General features: G+C 72.3%; 12 protein-coding genes and 1 pseudogene. 1 reads left to right on the top strand and 12 read right to left on the bottom strand.

The genetic code is table 11. The features are described 5' to 3' along the window. From CCN51_RS25990 to CCN51_RS25950, 9 genes and pseudogenes are all read right to left on the bottom strand, one after another. A pseudogene (locus CCN51_RS25990) lies at positions 1-256 on the bottom strand (acetyl-CoA carboxylase biotin carboxyl carrier protein); the annotation flags it as partial. Continuing rightward, positions 253-2,124: an acetyl-CoA carboxylase, carboxyltransferase subunit beta gene (accD, locus tag CCN51_RS25985; RefSeq protein ID WP_086860134.1), complete on the bottom strand. Its 1,872-nt coding sequence runs from the start codon at positions 2,122-2,124 to the stop codon at positions 253-255. The pseudogene CCN51_RS25990 and the gene accD, both read right to left, overlap by 4 nt. 34 nt (positions 2,125-2,158) lie before the next feature. After that, the gene (locus CCN51_RS25980) at positions 2,159-2,488 is read right to left on the bottom strand and encodes a TcmI family type II polyketide cyclase (RefSeq protein ID WP_014175366.1); all 330 of its coding nucleotides are present in this window, start codon (positions 2,486-2,488) and stop codon (positions 2,159-2,161) included. A 2-nt stretch (positions 2,489-2,490) separates the two neighbouring features. Next, positions 2,491-2,955, bottom strand: a complete 465-nt coding sequence (locus tag CCN51_RS25975; protein ID WP_014175365.1) for an SRPBCC family protein — start codon at positions 2,953-2,955, stop codon at positions 2,491-2,493. Between the two features lies 1 nt (position 2,956). Beyond that, complete coding sequence (locus tag CCN51_RS25970; RefSeq protein WP_014175364.1) at positions 2,957-3,214, bottom strand: acyl carrier protein; 258 nt, start codon at positions 3,212-3,214, stop codon at positions 2,957-2,959. Further along, entirely contained in the window at positions 3,214-4,467 is a 1,254-nt protein-coding gene (locus CCN51_RS25965) for a beta-ketoacyl synthase N-terminal-like domain-containing protein (RefSeq protein ID WP_014175363.1), read from the bottom strand. Before CCN51_RS25965 ends, CCN51_RS25970 begins: the two co-directional genes overlap by 1 nt. Further along, positions 4,464-5,738, bottom strand: coding sequence for a beta-ketoacyl-[acyl-carrier-protein] synthase family protein (locus CCN51_RS25960; RefSeq protein WP_014175362.1), 1,275 nt, complete (start codon positions 5,736-5,738; stop codon positions 4,464-4,466). Before CCN51_RS25960 ends, CCN51_RS25965 begins: the two co-directional genes overlap by 4 nt. Continuing rightward, positions 5,735-6,142 (bottom strand): cupin domain-containing protein, encoded by a 408-nt coding sequence (locus CCN51_RS25955; RefSeq protein WP_014175361.1) that lies wholly within the window; start codon positions 6,140-6,142, stop codon positions 5,735-5,737. The genes CCN51_RS25960 and CCN51_RS25955 overlap by 4 nt, the downstream gene beginning before the upstream one ends. 84 nt (positions 6,143-6,226) lie before the next feature. Then, a complete protein-coding gene (locus CCN51_RS25950; RefSeq protein ID WP_014175360.1) occupies positions 6,227-7,429 on the bottom strand; it encodes a SchA/CurD-like domain-containing protein in 1,203 nt (400 codons plus the stop codon). 159 nt (positions 7,430-7,588) lie between these two features. Between CCN51_RS25950 and CCN51_RS25945 the strand changes: the two genes are divergently transcribed. Beyond that, positions 7,589-9,217, top strand: coding sequence for an FAD-dependent oxidoreductase (locus CCN51_RS25945; protein ID WP_014175359.1), 1,629 nt, complete (start codon positions 7,589-7,591; stop codon positions 9,215-9,217). An 81-nt stretch (positions 9,218-9,298) separates the two neighbouring features. Here CCN51_RS25945 and CCN51_RS25940 read toward each other — a convergent pair whose 3' ends face one another. The 3 genes from CCN51_RS25940 to CCN51_RS25930 are packed head-to-tail and all read right to left on the bottom strand — an operon-like array spanning position 9,299 to position 11,830. Beyond that, the gene (locus tag CCN51_RS25940; RefSeq protein WP_014175358.1) at positions 9,299-10,354 is read right to left on the bottom strand and encodes a DUF6585 family protein; all 1,056 of its coding nucleotides are present in this window, start codon (positions 10,352-10,354) and stop codon (positions 9,299-9,301) included. Positions 10,355-10,388: 34 nt separating this feature from the next. Next, positions 10,389-11,051: a DedA family protein gene (locus CCN51_RS25935; RefSeq protein ID WP_014175357.1), complete on the bottom strand. Its 663-nt coding sequence runs from the start codon at positions 11,049-11,051 to the stop codon at positions 10,389-10,391. Next, positions 11,048-11,830 carry an MBL fold metallo-hydrolase gene (locus CCN51_RS25930; protein WP_014175356.1) on the bottom strand — a complete coding sequence of 261 codons (783 nt, stop codon included), beginning with the start codon at positions 11,828-11,830 and terminating at the stop codon, positions 11,048-11,050. The genes CCN51_RS25935 and CCN51_RS25930 overlap by 4 nt, the downstream gene beginning before the upstream one ends. Positions 11,831-12,059 lie beyond the last annotated feature (229 nt).

Here is a 12,059-nt window from a genome sequence, read left to right as displayed (position 1 = left end):
GCGGGGGAGCGGTGGCGGGCCCGGACGGCGGTGCGTGGTTGTGCTCGGGCTCGGACTCGGCCGGATCGGGCCACTCCATTTCAACCGACGTCTGCCCATGCCGCAGCGTGATCCGGCGCGGCTGCTTGTCCGCGGCCTTCGCCAGCTCCGTCACACTGCGGCACAGGGAATCCAGCGTGGCATGCGGGGGCAGCACGACCGCGCCCGGCCGGTGCCCGTTCTCGCGATGGTCCGTGATGTGGCTGTCCGCTGTCACGATGCACCTCTCCCGGTGTGTAGCTGCGCGCCGGCCGACCCGGCGGTCACCCCCGTGTCAAGACCGAAGCGGCGAAACCGCTCCGCCCGCGCCGCCAGCAGCCGGTCCGCCTCCCACGGCACCAACTCGCCCAGCGCCTCGACGAGCGCGTCGCCGAGCAGGGCGGCGGCCTTGGCGGGATCGCGGTGGGCGCCGTCCGGCGGCTCCGGTACGACCCCGTCGACCACCCCGAGCCGCAACAGCTCCCTCGGGTCCAGCCGCAGAGCCACCGCGGCGGCCTGGGCCGCCTCGGGGTTCTTCCACAAGATGGCGGCGCAGCCCTCCGGGCTGATGACCGAGTAGATACCGCCCGCGCTGATCAGCACCCGGTCGGCGACCGCCAGCGCGAGCGCGCCACCACTGCCCCCCTCACCGACCACCGCGGCCACCACGGGCACCGGCAGCCGCACCATCAGCCGCAGATTCTCCGCGATGGCCAGTGCCTGGCCGCCGCGCTCCGCGTCCGGGCCCGGGTTGGCCCCCGGCGTGTCCACCAAGGTCACCACCGGCAGCCCGAGCTTCGCCGCCGTCCGCATCAGCCGCGCGGACTTGCGATAGCCACTGGGCGCGGGCATCCCGAACCGGTGCGCCTGCCGCTCCGCCAGGCTCGCCCCGCCCTTGTGCTGCCCGATCACCATCACCGGCCGCCCCCCGATCCGCCCCGGACCGCCGACCACGGCTGGGCAGTCCTCGGCGAGCCGGTCGCCGTGCAACTCGTGGAAGTCGTCGACGATATGGCCGATGTAATCCATCACCGTCGGCCGATCCGGATGCCGGGCCCCCCGCACCGCCTCCCAGGCATCCCGCTCCGCCACCTTCTTGACCTCCCGCATAACCGCGCTCCGCGCGGTCCCGGCCGCCTCCGCCCGCGCGCCGAGGGTGCCGTGGGATGCCGCGCCCGGGTGGCGCGCCGCCGCGCTCAGGGGGGCGGCGGGCGCTTCCGGCCCGCCGTCCGGTCCCGCGTGCGGGGTTGCGTGCGGCCGGCTCGCCCCGTCGGAGGCGCCCCGCGTCGCGGGCCCGGCCGTCGGGCCCCCGGGCCCCGACGTGCCCGAGCCGCCCAAGGCCAACAGCCGGGCCAGGGTGGGGCGGAGGGCGGAGCGGGGGATGATGTCGTCGACCATGCCGTGTTCCATCAGGAACTCCGCGGTCTGGAAACCCTCCGGCAGCCGCTCCCGGGTCGTCTGCTCGATGACCCTGGGCCCGGCGAAGCCGAGCCGCGCGCCGGGTTCGGCGAGGATGACATCGGCGAGGGTGGCGTAGGACGCCGCCACGCCCCCGTATGTCGGATCGGTGATGAGCGAGACCGTCAGGATCCCGGCCTCGTCGAGTTCGGCCATCGCCTGTGCGGTCTTGGCCATCTGCATCAGGGCCAGCGCGCCCTCCTGCATCCGGGCCCCGCCGGAGGCGGTGACCAGCAGCAGCGGGACGCGCCGGGCGAGGCTGGTCCGGGCCGCCTCGCAGATCAGCGCGCCCACTCCGCAGCCGAGGCTGCCGCCGAGGAACCGGAAGTCCATCGCCGCGACGACCACGGGCTGATCGTCGATCCGGCCCAGGGCGCAGATCACCGCCTCCTTGAGACCCGTCTTCGCCCGCGCGTCCGCCAGCCGCTCCGCGTACGGCCGGGTGTCGGCGAACTCCAGCGGGTCGTGCAGCGGCTGCACCTCGCCGACCGGCGCCGCGGAGTCGGCGTCGAGCAGTTGGTCCAGCCGCTGCCGCGCGGTCAGCGGGCTGTGCCAGCCGCAGTCCGGGCATACGCGCAGGGTGCGCGCGAACCTCTTGCCGTAGATCAGGTCGGCGCAGCGCTCGCAGCGCACCCAGTCCGCGACCACAGTGGTGCTCCCTTCCGGCCCCTTCCGGCCTTGCTCAGGCGCGGTCGCGCTCCCAGCGGTAGAACTCGTGCGCCATGGCGTCCTTGGGCTCGCGCCAGGTCTCCGGGTCGTACGCCTGCACAAACGGCTGGAGCCGGGCGCTGACGTCACGGAACTCGGGGTGCTTGGCGTACCGGGCGACCTGGTCGGCCGGCGGCTGCTCGGCCTCGATCAGATGCAGATACACATCGCCGAACTGGAACAGGCTGCGGCCGGTGACCCCGATCAGCCCGGGCAGTTCGCCCTGGTCGGAGTGGGCGAAGACCTTGGCGATGTCGGGCCCGGCGTCCCGGTTCATCTTGGCGACGATCATGGTGCGGTACATCGTCAGGCCTCCACCGTGGCGCGGGCGCGCTGCTCGATCTTCTCCCGGATGAGCTCCATCTGGATCTTGGAGTTGCGGTTGATGAGGTCCGTCATCCCGGCGTCGTCGATCGGCGCGTCGGGTCTCATCTCGAAGTCCTGGGTCCAGCGCATCCGGGTGCCCTTGGGCATGTCGTCGTACTCCCAGCGGATGTTCATGAAGGCGAACGGGCCGGTCTCGACCCGGCGCGCCCATACGGTGTGCACATCGCGGGCGGTCTCGCGCTCGGACACCCAGCTCCAGACCTTGCCGTTCTCGTCGGGGTGCATGGTCAGCCGGAAGGTGGTGGTGTCACCCTCCCGCCGCAGCACCTCGACCGAGGCGTACTCGCTGAACAGGTCCGGCCAGTTCTCGATGTCGTTGGTCATGTCCCACACCAGGTCCATCGGTGCCGCGATGGTGATCTCGTTGTCGGTGTGCCCGGGCATCTCATGCTCCTGCGGTGATTGAGGCGTTGATGACGTCGATGAAGTCATTGGGGGTCTTGCAGCTCTCGGCACCCGGTTCGATCGGGGTGCCGTAGTGGTTCTCCAGCTCGCCGACGATGGCGAGCAGACCGAGCGAGTCGAGGCCGAACTCGGTGAAGGTCATCTCCGGCGACCCCGCGAGGGCGGCCGGGTCGACGGTCAGGCCGGCGCACTTCTTCATGAGCGCGGCCAACTCCTGGTGGGCGAATTGACGGGACATCACATATCTCCTTCCGGGCCGCGGAGCACGAGCGCCGCGTTGTAGCCCATGAGCCCCCGGCTGAGCACCAGCGCACACCGCGGCTCGGCGGGCCGGGGACTGCGGGTGACCAGGTCGAGCTCATGGCAGACGTCGGTGACATACGGTGTGGGCGGCACCATGCGGTGCTCCATGGCGAGCACCGCGGCCGCCACATCCAGCGTGGGGGCCGCGCAGTGCGCCCGGCCGAAGCCGGTCTTGGGCGCGGTCACCGGGACGCGGGTGCCGTGTGGGCCCAGGGCGTCGGCGATCGCCAGCGCCTCGGCCCGGTCCGCCTCCGGCACGCCGAGCGCGTCCGCGAACACCACGTCGATCTCCTCGGGCGCGCACTGCGCGTCGTCCAGCGCCACGCGGATCGCGCGGGCCAGCCCCTCCCGGGACTCCTCCCACCGGGACGCCCCGGTGAAGGTCGCCCCGTAGCCGCTGATGAACCCGCGGATCGGCACCCCGCGGCGGCGGGCCGCCCCCTCCTCCTCCACGACGAACATGGCCCCGCCCTCGCCGGGTACGAAGCCGCACGCATCGGTGGTGAACGGCAGATACGCCCGGCCCGCCTCACGGGCCCGGCTGAGCTCCCGCCACCCCAGCTGGCACACCATCGAGTACGGGGCGAGCCCCGCCTCGGTGGCACCCGCGACGATCGCGTCCGCCCCGTGCCGGATCGACCGCCGTGCGTGCGCCAGTGCGTCCAGACCGCCGGCCTCGTCGTCCGCCACCACACCGCAGGGCCCCTTGAAGCCGCCGCGGATGGAGACCTGGCCGGTGCTGGCCGCGTAGAACCAGGCGATGGACTGGAACGGGCCCACATGGCGCGGGCCCTTGCCGTACAGCTGCTGCAGCTCGCGCTGGCCGAACTCGCCGCCACCGGAACCGGCCGCGGTGACCACGCCCACGGCGAACGGCGACAGGTCGTCGACCGGCAGCCGCGAGTCCTCCAGTGCGAGGTCGGCCGCGGCCAGCGCGATATGGGTGAAGCGGTCGGTCTGGACGAGCAGCCGCTCCTCGATCATCGTGGCCGGGTCGAAGCCGCGGATCTGGCCCGCGACCCGCACCGGGAAGTTCTCGCTGCCGGGGCGGGTGAGCCGGTCCAGGAAGCTGATCCCTTCCCGGGTGGCCTTCCAGAAGGCGTCGGTGCCCACGCCGTTGGGCGCGATGACCCCGAGCCCGGTCACCACCGCCCCACGGGCCCGCGCAGCGCCGCGAGACACGCTCATGCCGCACCTCCCGCCCGGCTCAGCACCACCGCGGACTGGAAGCCGCCGAACCCGCTGCCGACCGACAGCACATTGCGCAGCGGCAGGGCGCGCGCGGTGCGCGGGACATAGTCCAGGTCGCACTCGGGGTCCGGAGTCTCGTAGTTCGCGGTCGGCGGGACCACGCCGTGGGCCAGCGCCAGGGCGCAGGCGGCGAGCTCGATCGCGCCGATCGCCCCCAGCGAATGCCCCACCATCGACTTGATCGAGCTCATCGGCGTCTTGTACGCGTGGGCGCCCAGCGACCGCTTCACCGCGGCCGTCTCGTGCCGGTCGTTCTGCTTGGTGCCGGAGCCGTGCGCGTTGACGTAGTCGATCTCGGTGCCGTCGATCCGGGCGTGGCCGAGCGCATGGTTGATCGCCTCGGACATCTCCAGGCCCTCCTGGGTCAGACCGGTCATGTGGTACGCGTTGCCGTAGGTGGCGAACCCCTTGAACTCGCAGTACGCATGGGCCCCCCGGGCCCGGGCGTGCTCCAGCTCCTCCAGGACCAGCACGGCCGCGCCCTCGCCGAGGACGAAGCCGTCACGGTGGGCGTCGAACGGCCGGGACGCGTGGGCCGGGTCGTCGTTGTTCGTCGAGGTCGCCTTGATGGAGTCGAAGCAGGCCACCGTGAGCGGGGTGACCGGGGTGTCCGCCGCCCCCGCCACGCACACATCGGCCCGGTTCTCCTCGATCGTCTGGAAGGCGTACCCGATCGCGTCGAGACCCGACGTACAGCCCGTCGAGACGGTCTGCACCGGCCCGTGGGCGCCCGCCAGCTCCGCCACGCCGGAGGCCAGCGCGCTCGGCGAGAAGGCGTGGTGCAGATACGGGCCCGCCCGCCGATGGTCCACGTCCCAGCGTGCGCCGGACTCGCTGACCTTGACGTAGTCCTGCTCCAGCCGGGTGGAGGCGGCCACCGCCGAACCCATCGACACGCCTATCCGCCACGGGTCCTTGGCTCCGGACCCCTCGGGCGTGATCCCCGCGTCCCGCATCGCCTCGGTGGCGGCCACCAGCGCGAACTGCACATACCGGTCCGAGCGTTCGATCTGCTCGGCCGTCAGCCCGCAGGCCACGGGGTCGAAGTCGCACTCGGCGGCGATCCGCGAGCGGAACCTCGCGGCGTCGAACAGCGTGATGCCGCGGGTCGCCGTGCGGCCCGCGGTGAGCATGTCCCAGAAGGCCGGGACGCCCAGACCCCCGGGAGCGACGACACCGAGCCCGGTGACCACCACCCGTCGGGTCACGACGCCGCCTCGGCGGGTTCGGCGGTCTCGGTGTCCACATGGCCCAGCTCCGGGCGCGGGGCCAGCGGGCCGAGGTGGAAGACCATCCGGGCCTCGGTGTCGCCCACGTTGCGGAACCGGTGGCGCATGTTGATGGGGATCAGAAGCCCCTGGTCGGCACGGAGCGGATGCGCCGTATCGTCCAGGTCCACTTCCAGCTCACCGCACACCACGTACACGTACTCCTCGGAGTACGGGTGGTAGTGCTCGGTGACGCGCTCGCCGGGCTGCACGACGGCCATGCCCATGAAGCCGCTTGTGGCGCCCACCGTGGTCGGGGTGAGCATGGCGCGCACATCGCCGCCACGGCGGCGGTTGGGGGCGACCGCGGACAGGTCGACGATGAGGTGGGACTGAGTGGTCATAGTGGCCTCCAGAAAGCGGCGCGGCCGCCGCGCACGACGGAGATTGGGTAGGGATTGGCGGGTACGGGCTTGGGAGGGGGAGTGTCAGTAGTCCGCCGCGCGGCGGTCGGTGACCGGTTCCATATCGCAGTCGGTGAGGAAGCGCCGCAGCCCGGCCTCGCTCGACAGGTCGATCTTCTTCTTGCCGTTGGCCCCCGGGTCGAGGAGCCGGCCCAGCACCGCGGCCGCGCGCGGCCCGCTGACCCCGGCCGCCACCGCGAGATCACGGTCGAGCGGTACGTCCATGTCCACCATGCGTACGACGATGTCGTCGCGCTGGAAGACCGTGCTGCTCACGATCGTGTGCTGCCCCTCGCCGCCGTCGGAGGCCATCGCCGCCTTCGACTTGGTCACCGCCAGGTCGTCCTGACGGGCCAGCAGGCTGGCCACGGCCGGGCCGCAGCCCTCCTTGACCGGGTACAGCAGCATGTGGCGCCGGAGATTCGGCGGGCGGCTGGGGTCCGCCGTCAGGTGGTGCACGACGGGCAGCGCCGCCCGCATGAAGAAGTCCCGTGCGGCCTCCGGGTCGTCCAGGTCGCGGTCCTCCTCCAGATGCGGGTTGATGGCCTCCTCGACCGCACGGACCTCCGGCTGCCTGGCCACATGGCGCAGCGCCGCCACCAGGTCGCCCTTGACCTCGACCGCCCGTACGACACGGTTGCCGCTCATGAACAGCGAGGTGCGGTACAGCCGGGTGTTCTCGTCCACGCGGGCCTCGGGCGCGGCGTAGTCGGCCAGGATCTTGGCCACGCTCTGCTCGCTGCCGGGCTTCACGGTGAAGGTCAGGGCGTGCCGCACCAGGCCGTCGCCGAGCCGCGGGGCCAGCTGTACGGGGGACGCGGCGCGGCGGCCGGCCGCCTCCTTGGCCGAGAAGGTCTCCCGCAACACGCTGAACCGCAGCGACCGGGTGTCCTCGACACACCCGTGGAGGGGCTTGACCATCTCGCGGTGTTCGGGGCTCTCCACCCAGCTCAGAAACGGCGGGGCGCTCTCCCACTCGCTGGTGATCAGCCACTGCGAGGGGTTCTCGATCGACTGGCACAACTGGTCGCTGATGTGGCCCGGGACCGCGGCCACCTGCTGGGACAACTGCTCGTAAGCATGCAAGAAACGGTCTTCGGCGCCCGCGTGGACCGACACCAGCAACACCACACGCAGCCGGGCGTCGGTGAGCATGGAATGCCGCGGCGGGGGCTCCGTCGTCGTCGCGGACTTCGCGGGCCGCGAAGTCTTGGGCAGGGTGCTCATATCTTCCACTCCTCCTCCGGGGGCGTCCTTCGCCGGACGCGGCGCCCGTGGATACGATCGTGGAGCGCTCCCACGGATGCCGCGAGATATGTGAGCCATCCGGGCGAAGGGGCCCGCCAGACGCCTGACCAGGGACGAAACCCCGGGAATAGCAGCGAGATGAATCCCCATGTCGATGAGCGTGTGCCAGTACTCGTCGTGGGCGGATCCCTGGTGGGACTGTCCGCCTCACTTTTCCTGGGCCGTCTGGGCGTCGGACACCTGCTCGTGGAGAAACACGCGAGCACCTCCACGCACCCGCGCGGGCGCGGGAACAACCTCCGCACCATGGAGTTGTTCCGGACCGCGGGAGTGGAGTCCGCGATCCACGAAGCCGCGTCCGTCCTGGCCGGCAACCACGGCATCCTGCAAGCCGAATCCCTCACCGGAGTGGACCACCACTGGCTCTTCCGGGAGATCGACCCGGGCGGCGCCATGCGCGGGCTCAGCCCCTCCGGATGGTGTCTGTGCAGCCAGAACGACCTTGAACCCGTCCTGCTGCGGACCGCCCAGGAACTGGGCGGCGAACTGCGCTTCTCCACCGAACTGATCTCGTTCGAGCAGGACGCCGACGGGGTGACCGCCGTCGTCCAGCACCGGGAGTCCGGGCGTACGTCCGTGGTGCGCGCCGACTACCTCATCGCCGCCGACGGCCCCCGCAGCTCCGTACGCAGACGCCTGGGCATCGGCCAGACCGGCCGCGGCGAACTGTTCCACAACGTCAGCATCACCTTCCGCGCCAAGCGGCTCGCCGATGCCGTGGGCGACCGCCGCTTCATCGCCTGCTACCTGACCAACCCGGCCGCCGACGGGGCGCTGCTCCCGGTGGACAACGCCGAACAGTGGGTCTTCCACGCCCCCTGGCACCCCGAGACCGGCGAGACCCTGGAGGACTTCACCGACGAGCGGTGCGCCGAACACATCCGCAAGGCCACCGGCGTCCTCGACATGGAGGTCGAAATCACCGGCAAGGCCCCCTGGCACGCGGCTGAACGGGTGGCCGAGCGCTACCGCGACGGGCGGATCTTCCTCGCCGGCGACTCCGCCCACGAAATGTCCCCCACCGGCGCCTTCGGCTCCAACACCGGCATCCAGGACGCACACAACCTCGCCTGGAAACTCGCCGCCGTCCTCGGCGGCTGGGCCGGCCCCGGGCTGCTGGACACCTACGGCGTCGAACGCCAGCCGGTCGCCGTGGCCACCAGCGCCCGCGCCGCCGCGCGCTCCGCCGAACACAACCACCCCGGCTACAGCCCGCCACCGTCCACCGGCGGCCCGCAGCGCGATGTGCTCGCCGTGGCCATGGGCTACCGCTACGCCTCCGACGCGGTCCTCGGCGCCGACCCCGCCACCCCCGCCGTCCCCGACCGCTTCACCGCGGGCGGCGAACCCGGCAGCCGCGCCCCGCACCTGTGGGTCGACCGCGACGGCCTCCGCCTGTCCACCCTCGACCTCTACGAGCGCACCTGCGTCCTGCTCACCGGCCCCGAAGGCGCCGCCTGGCACGGCGCCGCCCTACGCGTCGCCGACCGCCTCGACATCCCCCTCGCCGCCTACCGCCTCGGCCTCGACCCCACCCACGACCTGACCCCCGACCCCGGCACCGACTGGACCGAACTCCACGGCACCACCCCCCAAGGCGCGATCCTCGTCCGCCCCGACGGCTTCATCGCCTGGCGCGCCGAGGGCGCCGAACGCGAGCCCGAGCGGGTCCTGACCGAAGTCCTCCAATCCGTCCTCTGCCGCTGACCCCGGACCCCGCCCACCGAGTGCCCGAGCAGGCCCGGCCGACCGCGCCGCGACTTCGCGGCGGCCGGGCCCGGGGCCCGGTCACGGGGCATCCCGGCGGCAGATGTCGACCAGCGCGAGCAGCAGTGACACATTTGAGACCGCGAGCACGGGCCGGTTGTGGACCGCCCAGAACTTGCCCGCCCGGTTGATCACCACATTTCCGTCCCGGGCTTCAGCTGTGGTGATCTCGGACCATGGCACCAGGCCCTTCTTGCCCTGGACACCGGCCGCGCTGATGGTGATCTGCCCGAAGGCGAGGGACTCCCCGCGCCGCAGTGCCGCCAACGCGTCCGGCAGCAGGATGCGGGTGATCCGCTCATCGGCGCGCAGTCCCAGCCGGGCGTACCGCATCCCTGGGCTGTCGGGGTTGGCATGCCGCTTGTACTGGGGGTCGTGGCAGGAGCCGTCGATGCTTGTCCTGGCGCCGTCGGAGCGAGTCAGCTCGTAGGAGAACGTGGTGTTCGTGTAGCGCCCGTTCTTGAAATGGTGGGTGACAGCGCTCCGTAACACCTTCACGATCCGGTCCCACCGGAACACCTGAGGGGCCGCCCCCTCATCGTGGCGGATGAGCCCGTGCTCGAACCCGTAGACCCGATTCCCCGCGCCCTTGGGCTTGAACACCCCGAACCGTGGCATGACGAACGTGTCCTGATGCCGGCCCAGCTTGTGCTCCTCGGCCGCACGTGCTGCTTCGGGCAGCACATCGGTCTCCTTGAAAACCGAGGAGTCACCGAGGCGACGCTTCACTCGACCGGGCGCTGCCGCTGCGGACGGAGCGGGCCGCCGGAAGGCCACCGGTCTGACCACACCCTGGAGGTCGGCGACGAACCTTTTCAGCTCTGCCTCGGCGTCCAGGACGTGCCATGCCTTCCCGGGGATATGGACATGGACACGGAGGGCGTAGCCGGACAGGCTCCGGAGCCGTTCGGCGGCGAGCGCGCAGTCGCCGTCGGTGTCCGAGCGGGCGTCGAGGTAGCCCTGGAGGTGGTCCCGGGCTTCCTGTTCGGTGCCGAAGGTGCGGGCGTGGAAGGAGACCTTGAAGCCGTGCGGTGCGGCTGTGTCCGGTGCTACTGCCGCCCAGTGCCATTCCCCCATGGGGAAGGAGACTAGCCGGGGGTGCACCCGATGGTCAGCCCGTCGCCTCGCCGTGTGCCTCGCGGCGGGCGCGGGTGCGGCGCCAGAGGGTGGGGGCGGTGCTGAGGAGGACAGTCAGGGCGATCGCTGCGGCCACGCCCTCCCAGGGCCTGGCGAAGAGCGACCCGCCCAGGATGCCGATGAGGGCGTAGGCCCCGGACCAGGCCAGGACCGCCGGGGCGTCGCCGCGGGCGAAGCGGCGCATGGGCAGGTGGGAGAGGAGGCAGGCGAGCATCACCGGGATGCGTCCGGCGGGGAGGAGCCGGGAGAGCACCAGCACCGCGACCCCGTGCTCGTCGAGGCGGGCGCGGGCCTGGGCCAGGCGTTCGGGGGCGGCGCGGCCTTGGAGCTGGGCGAGCCAGCGGGAGCCGTTCTTCGAGCTGAGGCCGCGGCGGCCGAGCCAGTACAGGGCGATGTCACCGAGGAAGGCCGCGAAGGACGCCACACCGAAGACGACCAGCAGCGACAGGGGCGGCACGCTCTGGTGGATCGCCACCACCGCCGCCGAGCTGACCACCGCGCCCGTCGGTACCACCGGCACCAGCGAGCCCAGCACCACCAGCAGGAACAGCGAGGGATAGCCGACCGCCTGCTGGGTCGACTCGGGCGGCACGCCGCGCACGAGTTCGCCGATGCCCTCGAGTACATGGCCGGTCATCCGGTGGTCTCCAGGTGTACGCATTCGCCGTGCCGCAGCGCATGCACCACCGCGTCGGGGGCCAGCCGTCCGGCGTGCCGGACGAAGTCGTCGCCCGGTGAGTGGAATTCGTGCGGCCGGATCCCGTCGAGGCCGATCGGCCAGTATGTGCCGTAGTGCACGGGCACCGCGCTGCGCGCGCCCAGCCGGGCGAGTGCCTGGGCGGCCCGGTGGGCGTCGAGGTGGCCGTGGCCGAGGTAGGGGCCCCAGCCGCCGACCGGCAGCAGGGCCACGTCGCAGTCGCCGACCGCCCGCGCCATCCCGTCGAAAAGACCGGTGTCGCCCGCGAAGTACGTCGTGGACTCGCCCCGCAGGACGTAGCCGAGCGCGGGCACCCGGCTCGGCCCGTACGGCAGCCGTCTGCCGTCGTGCGCGGCCGGTACGGCCCGGATCCGCAGCTCGCCCACCGCGATCTCCTCGCCCGGCCGCATCTCCGTGACCCGCAGCTCCCGCGCCCGGGACACCCGCCGCAGCCCCGGCACGGCCCGCCCGGCGCCGCGCGGCACCACCAGCCGGGTGCCGGGGCGCAGCCGCATCAGTGAGGGGAGGTGGAGGTGGTCGGCGTGCAGATGGGAGACCAGCGCGACCTCGGCGACCTCGGCTGCGGGCGGCGGCACGGGGCCCCGGCGGCGCCGCAGATGCGCCAGCCGCCGTACGAACAGCGGGTCGGTCAGCACGCGCACACCGGAGTCCCGCACGGTGGTGGTGGCATGCCCCCACCAGGTGATCTCCACCGACACTCGGGCCCTCCCTCATGGCGCACGGTTACGTCTGCGTCGATCCTCTCACCGTGCCCGGCGTCGGTGGACGGCCCCTGCCTGTTCGCCCCGCCCGTTCACCGCCAGGCGCTCAGCCGCTGAGCACGAACGCGAGCACGACCGCCAGTACCAGCAGCGCCCCCCACCACAGGAGCAGCCTTCCTCGGCGGCTGCCGGCGGCCGGGGGCGGCGGCAGCCGCCGAGGAAGGCT

Source organism: Streptomyces milbemycinicus (genome assembly GCF_002154605.1).
Classification (GTDB): Bacteria; Actinomycetota; Actinomycetes; order Streptomycetales; family Streptomycetaceae; genus Streptomyces; species Streptomyces milbemycinicus.
Note: the sequence above shows the minus strand (reverse complement) of the source record. Positions and strands in the feature narration are given on the sequence as shown.